This window comes from Saccharopolyspora indica, from assembly GCF_027853965.1.
GTDB classification, from domain to species: domain Bacteria; phylum Actinomycetota; class Actinomycetes; order Mycobacteriales; family Pseudonocardiaceae; genus Saccharopolyspora; species Saccharopolyspora indica.
On record NZ_JAQGLB010000009.1, the window covers coordinates 79,728 to 95,265 of the forward strand.

At 71.6% G+C, this 15,538-nt stretch carries 15 protein-coding genes; 4 read left to right on the forward strand and 11 right to left on the reverse strand.

Annotated features, from left to right (window positions below; translation table 11 throughout):
* Nucleotides 1-4: 4 nt before the first annotated feature.
* The 9 genes from OU416_RS20520 to OU416_RS20560 form a co-directional block, all read right to left on the reverse strand.
* Nucleotides 5-1,264: an RNA polymerase sigma factor gene (locus tag OU416_RS20520; RefSeq protein ID WP_270928620.1), complete on the reverse strand. Its 1,260-nt coding sequence runs from the start codon at nucleotides 1,262-1,264 to the stop codon at nucleotides 5-7.
* The gene (locus OU416_RS20525) at nucleotides 1,237-1,656 is read right to left on the reverse strand and encodes a YciI family protein (protein WP_270928621.1); all 420 of its coding nucleotides are present in this window, start codon (nucleotides 1,654-1,656) and stop codon (nucleotides 1,237-1,239) included. The genes OU416_RS20520 and OU416_RS20525 overlap by 28 nt, the downstream gene beginning before the upstream one ends.
* A 129-nt stretch (nucleotides 1,657-1,785) precedes the next feature.
* Complete coding sequence (locus OU416_RS20530) at nucleotides 1,786-2,676, reverse strand: hypothetical protein (protein WP_270928622.1); 891 nt, start codon at nucleotides 2,674-2,676, stop codon at nucleotides 1,786-1,788.
* A gap of 4 nt (nucleotides 2,677-2,680) precedes the next feature.
* The gene (locus OU416_RS20535; RefSeq protein ID WP_093152439.1) at nucleotides 2,681-2,944 is read right to left on the reverse strand and encodes a hypothetical protein; all 264 of its coding nucleotides are present in this window, start codon (nucleotides 2,942-2,944) and stop codon (nucleotides 2,681-2,683) included.
* A gap of 102 nt (nucleotides 2,945-3,046) precedes the next feature.
* Nucleotides 3,047-4,339, reverse strand: a complete 1,293-nt coding sequence (locus tag OU416_RS20540; protein WP_270928623.1) for a heparan-alpha-glucosaminide N-acetyltransferase domain-containing protein — start codon at nucleotides 4,337-4,339, stop codon at nucleotides 3,047-3,049.
* A gap of 95 nt (nucleotides 4,340-4,434) precedes the next feature.
* On the reverse strand, nucleotides 4,435-5,502 hold the full coding sequence (locus OU416_RS20545) for a DUF3459 domain-containing protein (RefSeq protein WP_270928624.1): 1,068 nt from the start codon (nucleotides 5,500-5,502) through the stop codon (nucleotides 4,435-4,437).
* Nucleotides 5,503-5,531: 29 nt separating this feature from the next.
* Entirely contained in the window at nucleotides 5,532-5,924 is a 393-nt protein-coding gene (locus tag OU416_RS20550) for a globin (RefSeq protein ID WP_270928625.1), read from the reverse strand.
* A gap of 25 nt (nucleotides 5,925-5,949) precedes the next feature.
* Nucleotides 5,950-6,927: a mechanosensitive ion channel family protein gene (locus OU416_RS20555; RefSeq protein WP_270928831.1), complete on the reverse strand. Its 978-nt coding sequence runs from the start codon at nucleotides 6,925-6,927 to the stop codon at nucleotides 5,950-5,952.
* 148 nt (nucleotides 6,928-7,075) lie between these two features.
* The gene (locus OU416_RS20560) at nucleotides 7,076-9,193 is read right to left on the reverse strand and encodes a prolyl oligopeptidase family serine peptidase (protein ID WP_270928626.1); all 2,118 of its coding nucleotides are present in this window, start codon (nucleotides 9,191-9,193) and stop codon (nucleotides 7,076-7,078) included.
* Nucleotides 9,194-9,405: 212 nt separating this feature from the next.
* Here OU416_RS20560 and OU416_RS20565 point away from each other — a divergent pair, with 212 nt between their 5' ends.
* The 4 genes from OU416_RS20565 to OU416_RS20580 all read left to right on the forward strand — a co-directional run bounded on the left by OU416_RS20565 (nucleotide 9,406) and on the right by OU416_RS20580 (nucleotide 11,846).
* Entirely contained in the window at nucleotides 9,406-10,050 is a 645-nt protein-coding gene (locus OU416_RS20565) for an HNH endonuclease (RefSeq protein ID WP_270928627.1), read from the forward strand.
* Between the two features lie 22 nt (nucleotides 10,051-10,072).
* Nucleotides 10,073-10,723, forward strand: a complete 651-nt coding sequence (locus tag OU416_RS20570) for a hypothetical protein (RefSeq protein WP_270928628.1) — start codon at nucleotides 10,073-10,075, stop codon at nucleotides 10,721-10,723.
* Nucleotides 10,724-11,023: 300 nt separating this feature from the next.
* Nucleotides 11,024-11,359, forward strand: coding sequence for an aa3-type cytochrome oxidase subunit CtaJ (gene ctaJ, locus OU416_RS20575; protein ID WP_258958370.1), 336 nt, complete (start codon nucleotides 11,024-11,026; stop codon nucleotides 11,357-11,359).
* Nucleotides 11,346-11,846: a DUF5130 family protein gene (locus tag OU416_RS20580; protein WP_270928629.1), complete on the forward strand. Its 501-nt coding sequence runs from the start codon at nucleotides 11,346-11,348 to the stop codon at nucleotides 11,844-11,846. The genes ctaJ and OU416_RS20580 overlap by 14 nt, the downstream gene beginning before the upstream one ends.
* 64 nt (nucleotides 11,847-11,910) lie before the next feature.
* Here the strand turns inward: OU416_RS20580 and OU416_RS20585 are convergent, their stop codons facing one another.
* Nucleotides 11,911-12,693 carry a DNA-binding transcriptional response regulator gene (locus tag OU416_RS20585; RefSeq protein WP_270928630.1) on the reverse strand — a complete coding sequence of 261 codons (783 nt, stop codon included), beginning with the start codon at nucleotides 12,691-12,693 and terminating at the stop codon, nucleotides 11,911-11,913.
* 236 nt (nucleotides 12,694-12,929) lie between these two features.
* Nucleotides 12,930-15,506 (reverse strand): aminopeptidase N, encoded by a 2,577-nt coding sequence (pepN, locus tag OU416_RS20590; RefSeq protein ID WP_270928631.1) that lies wholly within the window; start codon nucleotides 15,504-15,506, stop codon nucleotides 12,930-12,932.
* Nucleotides 15,507-15,538 lie beyond the last annotated feature (32 nt).

Below are 15,538 nucleotides of genomic sequence, written 5' to 3' on the forward strand. Positions count from 1 at the left end.
GCGGTCAGCCGAGGTCGGCGAGCTTGCGTTCGAGCACCGCCCGCTCGCGCTCGTTGCCGCACCGCTGGACGGCGCTCTCCAGCTCGGCGCGCGCCTGCTCGGTGCGGCCGAGCCGGCCGAGCAGCTCGCCGCGAACGCTGGGCAGCAGGTGCGAGTTCGGCATCGCTCCGGCAGCCGTCAGCTCGTCCGCGATCACCAGCGCGGCGGCCGGTCCGTCGGCCATGCAGACCGCGACCGCCCGGTTCAGCTCCACCACCGGTGACGGCGCGAGCCTGCCGAGCGCCTCGTAGCAGAGCACGATGCGGTCCCAGTCCGTCGCGTCGACCGACGCCGCGACGGCGTGGCACTCGGCGATCGCGCCCTGCAGGCCGTAGGCGCCCAGGCCTCGGCCGGCCTGTTCGGCGCGAGCCAGCGCGGCTCGGCCGCGGCGGATCGCGGTGCGGTCCCAGCGGCGGCGGTCCTGGTGCTCCAGCAGCACCGGCTCGCCGTCCGGGCCGGTGCGCGCGGGAAAGCGCGCCGCGGTCAGCTCCAGCAGCGCGAGCAAGCCGTGGACCTCGGGTTCCTCCGGCACCAGACGGCTCAGCACCCGTGCCAGGCGCTGCGCTTCGTGCGCGAGGTCGACCCTGATCAGCTCGGTGCCGGAGCTCGCCGACGAGCCCTCGGTGAAGATCACGTAGATCGCGCTGAGCACCGAGCCGAGCCGCTCGGTCCGCTCCGCGGCCGCGGGCACGGCGAACGGCACCCGGGCCGCGGCGAGCGTCTTCTTCGCCCGGGTGATGCGGGCCTGCACGGTGGCGGTCGGGACCAGGAACGCCTTGGCGATCTCGTCGCTGGTCAGGCCGCCGATCACGCGCAGCGTCAGTGCGATCCGCGCCTCCGCCGACAGCACCGGGTGGCAGGCGGTGAACATCAGCGCGAGCACGTCGTCGTCGATCCGGTCCGGGTCCCACAGCACGTCCCCGGCGCCGTCCTCGCCCCGGTCGCGGGCGAGGACGGCGTACCGCTCGTCGAGGGCGGCGCGGCGCCGGAACGCGTCGATCGCGCGGCGCCGGCCCACGGTGAGCAGCCACCCCGAAGGGCTGGCCGGCACACCGCTGCGCGGCCACGTCACGAGGGCCTCCGCGAACGCCTCCTGCGCGAGGTCCTCGGCGAGCGCGAAATCACCGGTGTAGCGGGCCAGCGCGCCGACGATCCGCGCGGACTCGATCCGCCACACCGCCGCGACGGCATCCCGGCTCAGAGCTGGCCGGTCGTCTCGCGCCAAGCCCGCTCCTTCCGGACCCACTCGTTGTCCTGCGGGAACTCGTCGATGCTGGAGATCCGGCGGATCTCGCACTTGCTGCCGGGCCCGGCCATCGGTGCCCGCTTCGCCCACGCCACGGCCTCCTCCTTGGAGGCGACGTCGACGATCCAGTACCCGCCGAAGAGCTCCTTGGTCTCGCCGTACGGGCCGTCGGTGACCACCGGCGGCTGGGACGAGTAGTCGACGATCACGCCCTCCGCGGCGTCGTCCAGCCCCTCGGCGGCGACGAGCACGCCCGCCTGGATCATCTCCTCGTTGAACCGGCCCATCGCTTCGAGGACCTCGTAGAAGTCGACGTTCTTGAACGCCGCGTGCGACTCCTCGGTGGCGCGCATGATCAGCATGTACTTCACGGTTCAGCCTCCCTGGACTCCTCCGGGCCCGCTCCGGACCCGCACTCCCAGGTCGAACGGGAGGGCGGCGGATCGACACGCCCCGCGAACTTCTCCGGCCGGATCCCAGCAGCCTACGACGGGCCGCGATCACGAGGTCCCGGTCGGCGGGTTCGTCGTGGTGGGATCCGTCGTGGTGGGTTCCGGTGCGGTCGTCGGCGCGGTTTCGGTCGGCACCTCGGTCGTGGTCGTCGCAGGCGGTTGCGTGGTGGTGGGCGGATCAGTCGTCGTGGGAGGCACCGTGGTCGTCGGCTCGCTGGTCGGCGGCGGTGTGGTCGTCGGGTCCGCGGTCGTCGGCGGAGCAGTGGGCGTCGCGCTCGTCGGCGGCGCCTGAGGCGGTGGGGCCTGAGGCGGTGGCGCCTGCACCGGCGGCTGCGGCGAAGGCTCCCCGGCGGGCTCACCGCTCTGCGGACCCGATCGCGTCACCGCCTCGCTCGACCCCGAATCCGGCGGTGGTGCCGGCTCGGGCGCAGGTGGCGCCGGGACTCGCGCCACCACCGGCGAGCCCGGCGCCGTCCAGGTGAGCGGGTCCTGCAGGCCGTCCGGGCCGCTGTCGACCGGGCGCTCGGTGAACGGCGGCAGCCTGCTGAAGATGTCCGGCGGGATCAGCCCGAAGAACGGGTCCGCCAGCGGTGCGGTCAGCACGTAGGAGCCCGCCGCCACGGACGCACCCAGGAACGCGGTGGCCAGCGCGACGCGGAACTGCTTGCGCAGCGGGAGCCGCGGGTTGGACGGCGGCACCGGGGAACCGAGCGGCTCGTCGGTCAGCCAGCGCTGCACCGCGGGCCCACCGCGCGCGTGCGACGACCACACCTGGCCGAGCCACGTCGTGGCGTTGTGCAGGCGGCTGCGCAGAGTCCCGATCGGCAGCGGGTGCGCCGACAGCGGTGAACGCACCCAGCCGGACTCGGCGTCTTCAACGTCGCGGACGATGCTGCTGAGGCGTTCCTGGAGGAGCACCGGGTCGGTCGGGGCGGGCATGGCCTCACCCCTCGGCGTCGCCGAAGCGGAGGCTGGACAGCGCCACGCCGTCGTAGCGCCACCACCGCTCGGTCGACAGGTCCAGGATCCAGGCGTCCTGCTCCCGCAGGACCAGTCCGACGCGCAGCGCGCGGTGCCGGAACGTCGATTCGTCGATGGCCCCGCTCTCCAGCTCGTCGAGCAGAGCCCGGTAGTCGGCCATTGCCTTGCCCAGCGCCGGCGGTATGTCGACCGCCCCGGCGCCACCGGTCCGATGCCGGAAGTTCATGAAGCCACCCCCCAGAGGCACGTGCACGTCCGTCGTCCACGCGACCTCAGAATGGCCCCGCCGGTACAGAGGCGAAAGTCCTACCGGGGGAGAAACGCCTGATCAGGAGCGTCGGGAGAAGCGGTCGGCGAGCCAGCCGACCGACTCGCTGACGGCAGCCTCCAGCGGTCCGCGGCGGAAGAAGCGGCGCCAGGCCAGCGGGAACAGGATGGCGAAGATCAGGAACACCTCGGGCATGAAGGTGCAGATGAGCGCCACCAGGCCCTCGGGCACGTGACCGTCGCGCGGGAACGCGGGCATGCCCGGCAGATCGGGCAGGTCCGGACCCATCGCCGACAGCTGCGCCAACGGCTCCGGCACCCCGCTGAGCGCGTAGCCGCCGACGACGATCAGCCAGGCCATCGCCACCGCGTGGAAGGCGTAGAGGGTCAGCGCCATCGATCCGGAGACCGCCAGCGGCTTGAGGAACCGGCCGGCCCGGTCGGCCAGCACCAGGCACAGCGCCAGGATCACCAGCGAGATGCCGCCGGAGTTGAGCACCTCGAAGGTCGTGCCGCTGTGCGAGGTGGTGGCCAGCAGCCAGTTCGGGTGCTCGACCGGCACGGTGCCCTCGGTGGGCTCCGGCGGCCTGCCGCCCACCGCTTCCAGCAGCCACTCCGACACCCGCCAGGCGGCCAGCGACACGGCCAGACCGGCCACCGCCAGCCAGCACCGGACCTTCGTCGACCGCAGGTCCATGCGCCCGACGGCCATCCCGAGCAGCACCAGCGGCAAGTAGGAGGCGGCCGGGTAGAAGCCGAGCAGCAGCAGGTCGAAGACCCCGGCGTTGGCGATCAGGTGGCCGGGATCGACCGCGTTGACGGCGCTGACCAGCCACGCCATCGGCGTGTCCCCGATCATCCAGCTGCGCAGCACGAACGACAGCTGCGGCCCCACCGCGGCCGCGACCGCCGCGGCGATCAGCAGGCCGCGGGTCCGCAACCGGATGAACGGCACCGCGAGCAGGAAGTACAGCCCGTAGAACGGGATGATCACGGTGAGCAGGAAGCCGGTCGATTCGGTGGCCTTGGCCAGCGCGAGGCCGAGCACCAGCAGCAGTCCCGCGCGCAGCGCGATCCGCAGCCGGGCCTGGCGTAGCGCCTCGCCGGTCGGGGGAGTGGTGCGCCCGGACAGCAGTGCTAGCGACACCCCGGCCAGCAGCGTGAACAGCGCGGTGGACCGGCCGCTGGAGAACTGGGCGACCAGCACTTCCGCGTCGCCGGTCAGGAACGGCACCCCGAAGTGGATGCAGAACATGCCGAAGACGGCGAGGAAGCGGGCGACGTCGACCCCGACCAGTCGGCCGGTGCGTGGTTGCGTCCGAGCCGCGCTCTTTTCGGGCGCAATAGCAGTCATGGCATCCAGCGGGGTCTAGGGGCGTCTTCCGACGGACAACGGTACCCAGGTTAGAACGAGCCCCCGCACCGCCTGTTGCGGCGAGGAGTTGCGGCTCACACCAGCCAGGCGGCGGTACCGGGCGGCAGGTCCTCGCCGTCCACCGGGCGCGAGGACAGCAGCAGCTCGCCGGGCGGCAGCGGCACCGGTGCCTGCGAGGTGTTCAGCGCGCAGATCAGGCTGCTGCCGACGCGCCGGAACGCGAAGCAGTCCTCCGGTGCGCCGAACCACTCCACCTCGTCGCCGGTGAACGCCGGGTGGTTGCTCCGCACCTCCAGCGCGTGCCGGTAGAGCGACAGCGTGGACTGCTCGTCCTCCAGCTGCGATTCGACGGTGAAGGCCGCCCACTCCGCCGGGATCGCCGACCAGTCGCCCGCGGCCCGGGAGAACCCGAACGGCGGCACGTCGCCCTCCCACGGCATCGGGATCCGCTCGGTGCCCGGCAGCCCCAGCTCCTCGCCGTGCCGCAGGCACACCGCCCCGGGCAGCGCCAGCTGCACCAGCGCCATCGCGCGGACCGGGGTCAGCGCGGCGTCGTCCCGGCTGCGCCGGGTGTCCCGGGTGGCCATCGCCCACGCCGTGCGCGGCCCAGGGCCGCCCAGCGCGCCGGTGATGACCTTGCGCAGCGACTCGGCGGCGAACCCGGCGATCGTCAGGTCGAGGTTGAACGACAGGTGCCAGTCGCCCGCCCCGATCACCACGCGGTCCGGGTAACCGGCCAGCACCGACCGGATCGCCCCGGCCGGGTCCTCGCGCGGCGCCAGGTGGAACCCGTCCACGCCGTGCGCCAGCCAGGGTTCGAGCACCGCGCGCGGGTCGCCGCGAGCCGGGTCGACGTCGAGCGCGAGCATCACCCGCATCTCGGCGTCGTGCGCCTCGGCCAGCAGCTCGGCGAAGTCCGCCGCCGCCGGGTCCAGCCCCGCGGTGCCCGCCAGCAGGATCGCGTCCACCCCGAGCAGCTCCAGGTAGCCGAACCGGCCGCGCAGCCCGTCGAGGTCGCCGACCCCGTCACCGTCGCCGTCGGCGAACGCGCCGACGTCGACCTGGTAGCACACCGCGTCCCACCACCACGGCCGATCGCCGTGGGCCCGTGCGTCCGCCGCCAGCATCACCGGATCCTTCACTCGAAGTTCTCCACCACCGACTGGTCCCGTCAGAACCAGGAGTTGACCATGCTCTCGGCGGCCATTTCCAGGTACTGCCAGAGCTGGTCGCGGTGCTGCTGCGAGAGCTGGACCTCGTCCACCGCGATCCGCATGCAGCGCAGCCACGCGTCGCGCTCGGCCGGGCCGATCTTGAACGGCGCGTGCCGCATCCGCAACCGCGGGTGCCCGCGCTGCTCGGAGTAGGTGTGCGGGCCGCCCCAGTACTGCATCAGGAAGAGCCGGAGGCGGTCCTCGGCCGGGCCCAGGTCCTCCTCGGGGTAGAGCGGGCGCAGCAGCTCGTCCTTGGCCACCTCCTCGTAGAACTTCGCCACGATGCGGTGGAAGGTCGCCTCGCCGCCGACCTGCTCGTAAAAGCTCGTCACGGAAGTCACGAGGCACATCCTCTCAGGGGCGGCCCGCCCGCTGTCACGGCTGCACCGGACTGGTGGGCGGAATCGGGCGGCCGTACGGGTACGGCGGCTCGATGTCCTCCTCGTCGTAGGCGCGCTTGATCTCCGCCCGCAGCCGGCGCTGCACCGACCACTGGCGGCCGGGCCGGACCTTGACGGTCAGCCGCAGCGTGATCGTGTCGGCGGTGATCTTGTCCACGCCCAGCATCTCCGGCGGGTCCAGGACGTCCTTGGACAGCGGCTCCCGCGAGGTGGCGTCGGTGGCCACCTTGGTGGCGACCGTGATGGCCTTCTCCACGTCGCTGGTGTGCGAGATCGGGAAGTCCACCACCGCGAAGGCGAAGCCCTGGCTGGAGTTGCCGACCCGCAGGATCTCGCCGTTGCGGACGTACCAGACGGTGCCGTTGATGTCGCGCAGCGTGGTCACGCGCATGCCGACGGCCTCCACGGTCCCGCTGGCCTCGCCGAGGTCGACCACGTCACCGACCCCGTACTGGTCCTCGACCAGCATGAACATGCCGGACAGGAAGTCGCGCACCAGGTTCTGGGCGCCGAAGGCGACCGCGACACCGAGCACACTGGCCGAGGCCAGCACCGGCATCACCTGGATGCTCAGCTCCTGCAGCACGTAGATCGCGGCCATCCCGTAGATCAGCAGCGATGCGATCGACTTGAGCACCGAGCCGATGGTGCGGGCCCGCTGGATCCGGCGCTCCGAGAGCAGCTCGGCGGTCAGCGCGTCCGCCCGGCGTTCCCGAAGCGGGGTCAGCAGCTTCGGGGGCTTGCCGTTTCCTCGGGTCAGCCGGTTGATCGTGCGGTGCACCAGCCAGCGCACGATGAACGCGATGATCAGGATGATCAGGATGTTCAGCGGTTTCGCGATGAGCAGGTCGGAGTAGGAGGCCAGCCAGTTGTTGCCCGTCCAGGTGTAGACGGTGCGGCACCAGCCCGGTTCGTTCGCGCACTGCGGTTCGGTCAAAAGCGGCAGTTCCATGGGTTCGGGGGTCTCCATGCTGTCGTTCAGATCCCGCGAGGTCGGTGTCCGCACCGACTCGCTCGCGAACCGCACCGCCCCGAGCGTCGTGCGCGCCCCGCCGCGCACGAAACTCGACCAATCGGCTGCCCGGACCGAGTTCGGGGGCTCAGTCCAAGATCAGCCCGGTGGCCTCCGCGAGGAAGGCGAGCTGGTCGGTCGCGAGCCCCACAGTACGGGAAACCGAGCGCGCGGAATGCCCCACCTCGGTCTCGCGGCGCAGCAGAATCGGACGTTTCGCCGGGTCAGAGCTCGTGGCGTGCTGCAACGCCGCGCACATCTTGCGGGCGTGATTCGGGTCAACCCGGGTGTCCGACTCGAACACGGTGAACAGCACCGAGGGGTAGTCGGTCTGCTCGGAGACGTTGTGGTAGGGCGAGTAGGACAGCAACCAGACCAATTCCTCCGGGTCGTCGGCGGTGCCGTACTCGTCGTTCCAGGTGCGGCCGAGCAGGAACCGCTCGTAGCGGACCATGTCCAGCAGCGGCGCCGAGCACACCACCGCCCGGTAGAGGTCCGGGCGCTGGGTGAGGGCCGCGCCGACCAGCAGGCCGCCGTTGGAGCCGCCGGAGATCGCCAGCTGATCGGCGGTGGTCCAGCCCTCGTCGATCAGGTGCTGCGCGGCGGCGTGGAAGTCGTCGAAGGTGTGCTGCTTCTGCTCGCGCATGCCGGCCTCGTGCCACTGCTCGCCCTCCTCGCCGCCACCGCGCAGCGACGGCAGCGCCCACACGCCACCGGCGGCCACCCAGGCCAGCGCGGACGGCGTGTAGCCGGGTTCGCGGGACAGCGAGAACCCGCCGTAGCCGGTCATGAACACCGGCCGCGGGCGGTCCGGTTCGGCGGCCGGGCTCAGCAGGAACATCCGCACCGGCGTGCCGTCCAGCGACCGGTAGGTGACCTGCTGGGTGTGCACCGCGGGCAGCTCGACGGCGCCCGGCGCGCGCTGGTCCAGCGCGACCTGGCCGGTGCGGTGCGCGTAGGCGTGCACGCAGGGCGGGGTGGCGAAGTCGGTCCAGCCGATCCACAGCCGGTCCCTGTCGTGGTCGGTGTCCTCGTCGACCGAGGTCAGCGCGGTGACCTGACCGGTGCCGGGCAGCGGCACGTCGCCGGTCCGGTCGCCGGTGGCCGGGTCGTGCAGCGTCACCTCCGACACCGCGTGCCGGGTGCGGAGCACGACCAGCTGCGGGTCGCCGTCACCGGTGTCGAACCAGCGCACCGCCTCCAGCACCGAATCCGGCTGCTCGGCGATCAGCTCCGTCCAGTGCTCCGGCTCGGGCCGCTCGGGATCGGCCACGCACAGCCGCCAGCGCGGCGCGTCCAGCGTCGTCATCACGTACAACCGGCCGTCGCGCTCCACCCACGCGCCCGCCCGGTAGCCGTCCGAGGTGTCCACGACCTGCCGCATCGCGGGCACGTCGCCGCCCGCGGTCAGATCGGCGATCCACACCGAGTCCCGGCGGGCGGTGCCGGGGCTGCCCTCGATCACCAGCCAGCGGCCGTCCCGCGACACCCGGGTGCCGTAGTAGAAGGTGTGGTCCAGGCCCTCGCCGTGCACCAGCAGGTCGTCGGAGTCCGGGTCGGTGCCGACGCGGTGCCGCCACACCCGCCGGTGGAACTGCTCCTCGCCGTCGGGCACCAGCTCCGGGGCCAGCCGCCGGACGTAGAAGTACTCCGCGCCGCCCGGCATCCAGGCGATCGTCGAGTAGCGGCAGCGGTCGATCGGGCCCTCGACCAGCTCGCCGGTGGCCACGTCGAGCACGTGCAGCAGCGACTCCTCGTCGCCGCCGACCGAGATCTGGTACGCCAGCCGGTCGCCCTCCAGGCTCGGCGACCAGCTGTCCAGCGTGGTCAGCCCGGACGGGTCCAGCGCCGCGACGTCCAGCAGCACCCGTTCGCTGCCGTCGCGCTCGCGCACGTAGAGCACCGGGAACTCCTGGTCGGGTTCGCGGCGGGTGAAGAACGCGCGCCCGGCGCGCCACGCGGGTGCGGAGACCGAACCGGCCGCCAGCAGCGAGCGCATCCGCTCGGCGACGGCTTCCCGCCCCGGAAGCGCGTCCAGCCAGGTGCGGGCGAGCTGGTCCTGCGTCGCCGACCACGCCTCGGTGCGCGCGTCGGCCGGGTCCTCCAGCCACCGGTAGGGATCGGCCACCTGGTGGCCGTGCAGGTCGTCGACGACGTCGTCGCGGTCGGCGGTGGGGTAGCGCAGCTGGGCTTGAGCGTCGGTCACGCCCGCGACGATACGTGCCCGGGGCGCCGGCCAGTTGATCTCGACGCGCCGGTTTCACCGGAAACGAGCATCGCCACCGGCGCGCGTCGTTGCCGGAAGAGGCCTTGATCCAGAAGAATCGACGCAGGTTCGGCGCCGCGGGTGTCGAATCACACGTGCGTTCGGACGGGGTTCTGTGCTGAACTTTGCCCGACACCGGTGGAGGTGGTCGCGTGCCCGACCGACAACCGACCCGACAACCGGCGCTGAAGGCCACGAGCCTCGCGTCGCGGGCCTCGCTGTGCCCGCCGAGCCGTGGCTCCCTGCCGCAGCTCGACCGGCCTCCCGGTCACGCGCCGTCCTGGCGCAAGCGGCGGGTCCTGCTGCTCAACACCACGTTCGAGCCGCTGACGGCGCTCCCGCTGCGCCGCGCGATCGTGCTGCTCGTCTGCGGCAAGGCCGAAGTGGTGCACGGCGACTCGGCGGGCATGGTGCTGCACTCGGCGACTTCCGCCGTCGAGGTCCCATCGGTCATCCGGTTGAGCAACTTCGTGCGAGTCCCGTACCGCGGCCGGACGCCGTTGACCCGCGCGGCCTTGATGCTGCGGGACAACCACCGGTGCGTGTACTGCGGTGCTCGCGCGGAAACGATAGATCACGTCGTGCCGCGCAGCCGAGGCGGCCCCCACACGTGGGAGAACTGCGTCGCCTGCTGCACCAAGTGCAACCACCGGAAGGCGGACAAGACGCTGAGCGAACTGGGCTGGCGCCTGCCGGTGGCGCCGCGCGCGCCGCGAGGGCGGCACTGGCGACTGCTGGCGGGCCTGTCCGAGACGGACCCGCTCTGGTTGCCCTACCTGGGCGAACCGGCGGCCTGAAGGCGAAGCGGCGGACCGGGTGGTGACGCGGTGCGAACTGCGCCACGCCCGGTCAGCTGATCCGCACACCCTGCTGCCCGCTGATCCGCACGCCGCTCCGGCCGCTGATGCGCACGCCGTGCTGGGCGCTGATCCGGACACCTTCTCGTGCGCTGATGCGCACTCCGCTCCGCCCGCTGATGCGAACACCTTGCTGTCCGCTGATGCGAACTCCGCGCTGTCCGCTGATCCGCACACCGTGCTGCCCGCTGATGCGCACGCCATTCCGTCCGCTGATGCGGACGCCTTCCTGTCGTCCGCTGATGCGAACTCCGTGCTCACCGCTGATGCGCACGCCGCTGCGTCCGCTTATGCGCACACCGCGCTCTCCGCTGATCCGGACGCCGCTTTCACCGCTGATCCGCACACCGCTCCGTCCGCTGATGCGAACGCCCTGGCGCCCGCTGATGCGAACTCCGCGCTCAGCACTGATGCGCACGCCGTGCTCGCCGCTGATGCGGACGCCCTGCTGTCGATCGCTGATCCGCACACCTCCGGCGAGGCCGCTGATGCGCACACCGCGGTGGGCGACGCTGTGTTCGCGCAGTGGTCGGCCTGCGGTCAGACGAGTGAGGGCGCTGGTCTGAGTGGCGGTTCCGGTGATCGACATTGTGTGCCTCCCGCATTCAAATGACGTTTTGAGCGCGTGTGATCAAATATGCAAGACCCATACAGGTGAAAAACTAGGAGCAGAGGCCCTCAGGAACAAGCCGCCAAGTCGCCGCGCATTGCAACCGTCTGGTTGGACTCCATTCGGTGGCAGCGATTAGCCTGAACGAGTTACTTTAAGTGATGTATAACACTCTTGACTAGTAACCGTACGTAGTTCTTCGGGTCTCGTCGTTGGCTCGACCAGTGGAAACCCGAACCGGGGACGTGCGGAGCCCCGGCATCGCGTCGGCCGGCCCGCGGCGACGCGGGGCGGATCCGAGCGGTGATCGACCACGCCGATCATGCACCGTGCGAGGTCGTGGCGCATGAGGCGGTGGTCATCGGCTACCGTACTGGCGTGACTGTCGTGGAGACTGTGCTCGCTCTGGCGGTGATCCCAGCGGCCATCTACGGCCTGATCGTGCTCATCGCGATGTGGCCGAAGCTCACCCGCCCGCGTTATCGAGCGGGGCAGAAGTGGGACTTCGCGCCGGTGTTGTGGGTGGCCAATCCGGCGGGCGTGAACAACGCCGTTCCGATGGCGGACGTGGAATCCGAGGCCGCGGCGGAGGACGCGCGGCCCAGCACTGCTCGGGGAGGCGCACGTGGCAACTGGTGAGGTCGCGGGGCGGACCGCGGACGCGCGGGAGCTCGGCACCGGGGAGGCCCTCACGGCCACCGGTCGGCTGTCGGTCGCGCGCCGCGTGGAGCCCGATCGCCCCGCGCTGCCGTTCAACCCCGGCCAGCTCGCGCGGCTCGACGAGGCGCTGACCCTGTCCAGCCGCAGCACCGGCCTGGAGTTCGGCATCTACCTCGGCGACCTCGGCGAGGAGACCCGCAAGCAGGCCGAGGAGCTGCACGCCGACATGGGTCCGCGCGCGGCCGAGGGCGTGCTGATCGCGGTCTCGCCGGGGCAGCGCAAGTTCGAGATCGTCACCGGTGACGAGGCGCACCGGCGCATCCCGGACCGCAGCTGCCAGCTGGCCGCGATGAGCATGGTGGCGTCGTTCAAGGAGGGCGAGCTGATCGAGGGGCTGATCGGCGCCCTGCGCATGCTCGCCGACGCGGCGGGCACCTCGTACCAGGAGTCCCGAGTCCACCACTGACAACCCGCGTTCTGCCGCGAACGGCCCGTTCACCTCGTGCGGCGAGGTGCGCGGGCCGTTCGCGTCAGAGCAGGTCGAAGCTCTGGAAGTTCTGGAACATCTCGTAGGTCGACGACGTGGTGCCGACCGCGCCGGAGCGCCGCGCCTGCTCGCCGTACTGCTGCTGGAGCTGCTGGCTGCTGAACACGATCACCGGGGTGTCCACGCCGAGGTCGCGGAGCTCGCGCAGCAGCGCGAGCCCGGCGTCCGGCCGCCACCTGCCGTTCTCCTGCCTGCCCATGTCCTCCACGATCAGCCGGTAGGGGCGCTGTGAGAGCTCGGCCAGCGCCGCGTCGGTGGTCGTGACCATGGTGACGCGCACCCCGTTGTCGCGGAGCTGCTCGGCCAGGATCGCGTGCGCCTGGGGCTTCTCGGCGACCCAGAGCACGGCGAACGGCTCCGAGCCCACCGGTTCCCGCACCGCGGGCACCTCGCCGTGACCGTCGCCGTTGCCGGAGAGCTCCCGGTCGGGCGGCTCGCCGTTGCCCGCGACGGGGAAGTCCGGGCCGTCGGGCAGCGCGGGGACCGGGACGACCGTCTTCATCGACGGCTCCGCGACGTCGGTGCGGTCGCGCTCGGCCAGCTCCTTGCTGAGCGTGCTGAGCTGGCGCTGCAGGTCCTGGATCATCTCGTTCTGCTGGTCGTTGACCTGGTGCATGGTGAGCTTCTGGCCACCGATCTCGAACTCCAGCTCGCGCTTCTCGGCCGTGCGCAGCACGCGTCCGATGGCGCGCCGGAACACGACGATCGCCAGCAGCGCGATCAGCGGCCACATCAGCTGGGCGACCGCGGTGATCAACTCGGGCATCGCCGCTCCCACCCCTCACGCACCAGGAACACGGCACCTTGCCCGATCACCATGCGTGCCCGAGCGGTGACTTGCAAAGACCAGCGCCCCGAACCTCGCCCACCCGGGTGGTCGCCGAGGAGCGCCCGCCGAGGCCGCACGTGGTGAACGATGTCGGCCCCGACACGCCATCGCGTCCAGGACGAAGCGAAGGGCGCCTCCGACTGGAGACGCCCTCCGCACATCACCGGATCGGGTCAGGAGCGGTCGAACTCCCGAGCCGCCAGGGCGCGGACGATGCCCGCGCGACCTTCCGAGACCAGGCGGCGCAGCGCCGGAGCGTGCTCATCGGCCAGCCAGGCGTCCGCGGCCGAGACCGTCTCGTCGGTCACGGCCCACGACGGGAACAGACCGATCACCGTCGGCTGCGCGCGCTCGCTGGAGCGGCGCTGCCAGACCTCGTCGATCTCCGCGAAGTAGCGCTGCACGTAGGAGGTCAGCAGCTCCCGCTGGGACGGGTGCTGGAAGCCCGCGATGATCGCGTCGCTGACCGCGTTCGGCAGCTGGTCGTCGTGCACCGCGCGCTGCCACGCCTTCTCCTTGGACGCCGGCGTCGGGATCAGCGCCCGCGCCCGCTCCGCGCGGCGGCGGCCGGTCGCGGTCTGGTCCTGCTCCAGCTCCGCGTCGATCTCGGCCTCACCGGCCGCACCGTGCGCCACCAGCGCCTGCAGCAGCGCCCAGCGCAGGTCGGTGTCGACGGTCAGGCCGGGCAGCGGGGCGGACCCGTCCAGCCAGCCGCGCAGCTCGGCGACCTGCTCGGCGGACAGCACCGAACCGGCCAGCGAGTTGACGAACGCCAGCTGGTGGTCCGAGCCCGGCTCGGCGGCGCGGGCCAGCTCGAAGAGCCGGGCGCTGAACCGGCGCCAGCCCTCCGCCTGCCACGACGGATCCACATAGGACGCGAGCGCGGTCTGGGTCTGCAGCAGGACCCGCTGCACCACGCCGATCTGGCTCTCCGCGCCGATACCGCCCTCGGCGGAGGCGCCGAGGACCAGGGTGACGAAGTCGCGCGCCTTGAGCTCGGCCTCGCGGGTCATCTCCCACGCCGTGGACCAGCACAGCGCCCGCGGCAGCGACTCGTCGATGTCGCCGATCCGGTCGATCAGCGTCGCCAGCGAGTCGGGGTCGAAGCGCAGCGAGCAGTAGGTCAGGTCGTCGTCGTTGACCAGCACCAGCTTGCCGCGGTGCACGCCGATGAGGTCCGGCACCTCGGTGACCTCACCGGTGACGTCGAGCTCGACGCGGTGCTTGCGCACCAGCTTGCCGCCCTCGTCGTCGTAGATGCCGATCGCCAGCCGGTGCGTGCGCAGCTCGCCCGCCCCGGGCCGGGCGCCGTTCTGCACCACCGAGAACGAGGTGAACCGGCCCTCGTCGTCGGTGCTGAACCGCGGCCGCAGCATGTTCAGGCCGGTGGTCTCCAGCCACTGCGCGCTCCACCACGACAGGTCGCGGCCGGAGGCCTCCTCCAGCGCCTTCAGCAGGTCGTCCAGGGTCGCGTTGCCCCAGGCGTGCCGGTCGAAGTAGACCCGCAGCCCGGCCAGGAAGTTCTCCAGCCCCACGTAGGCCACCAGCTGCTTGAGCACCGAGGCACCCTTGGCGTAGGTGATGCCGTCGAAGTTGACCTCCACGGCCTGCAGGTCCGGGATGTCGGCGGCCACCGGGTGGGTGGAGGGCAGCTGGTCCTGCCGGTACGCCCAGGACTTCTCCACGCTGGCGAAGGTCGTCCACGCGCTGCCGTACTCGGTGGCGCCGACCTGCGCGAGCACGCTGGCCCAGGTGGCGAAGGACTCGTTGAGCCACAGGTCGTTCCACCAGCGCATGGTCACCAGGTCGCCGAACCACATGTGCGCCATCTCGTGCAGCACCGTTTCGCAGCGCCGCTCGTAGAGGTAGCCGGTGACCTTCGACCGGAAGACGTAGTCCTCCAGGAAGGTGACGCAGCCGGCGTTCTCCATCGCGCCCGCGTTGAACTCCGGCACGAAGCACTGGTCGTACTTGCCGAACGGGTAGGGCACCCCGAAGGCCTTGTGGTAGAAGCCGAAACCCTGCTTGGTCTCGGTGAACAGCCGCTCCGCGTCGAGGTGCTCGGCCAGCGAGGCGCGGCAGTAGATGCCCAGCGGGATCTCGGCCTGGCCGTCCTCGCCGGGGAAGACGTCGCGCCACTCCGCGTAGGGCCCGGCCACCAGCGCGACCAGGTAGGTCGACATCGTCTCGGTGGTGGCGAAGGTGTGCCGCTTGACGCCGTCGGCCGCGTCGGCGACCTCGGCGGTGGCGTTGGAGATCACCTTCCACGAGGCCGGGGCGTCCACCGTGATCCGGTAGACGGCCTTGAGGTCCGGCTGGTCGAAGCAGGTGAACATCCGCTTGGCGTCGGCGGTTTCGAACTGGCTGTAGAGGTAGACGCCGCCGTCGACCGGGTCGATGAACCGGTGCAGGCCCTCGCCGGTGTTGGTGTAGGCGCAGTCGGCGCGCACCACGAGCTCGTTCTCGGCGGCCAGGTTCGGCAGCCGGATGCCGGTGGACTCGTCGTAGTCGGAGACGTCGAGCTCGACGCCGTTGAGCACGGCACCGCGCACCCGGTCGGCGACCAGGTCGATCCAGCTGTCGACCCCCGCCTGCGCGCTGCGGAACCGCACCGTGGTGGTGGAACCGAACGTCTCCACGTCCGGCCCACCCGCGCCCGCGGACAGGTCCAGTTCGATGTCGTAGGACTGGACCTCCAGCAGCGCCGCGCGCTGCTCGGCCTGTTCGCGGGTGAGGTTCGGCGGGGCCACGGATCACCTCGTTGCTCGTCGGGACTGGTTGG

Excerpts from the sequence above, each read along its gene's own strand:
- OU416_RS20540 (WP_270928623.1), bottom strand. The coding sequence starts at position 4,339 with ATGACTGCTATTGCGCCCGAAAAGAGCGCGGCTCGGACGCAACCACGC.
- OU416_RS20550 (WP_270928625.1), bottom strand. The coding sequence starts at position 5,924 with ATGTGCCTCGTGACTTCCGTGACGAGCTTTTACGAGCAGGTCGGCGGC.
- OU416_RS20530 (WP_270928622.1), bottom strand. The coding sequence starts at position 2,676 with ATGCCCGCCCCGACCGACCCGGTGCTCCTCCAGGAACGCCTCAGCAGC.
- OU416_RS20535 (WP_093152439.1), bottom strand. The coding sequence starts at position 2,944 with ATGAACTTCCGGCATCGGACCGGTGGCGCCGGGGCGGTCGACATACCG.
- OU416_RS20555 (WP_270928831.1), bottom strand. The coding sequence starts at position 6,927 with ATGGAACTGCCGCTTTTGACCGAACCGCAGTGCGCGAACGAACCGGGC.
- OU416_RS20585 (WP_270928630.1), bottom strand. The coding sequence starts at position 12,693 with ATGCCCGAGTTGATCACCGCGGTCGCCCAGCTGATGTGGCCGCTGATC.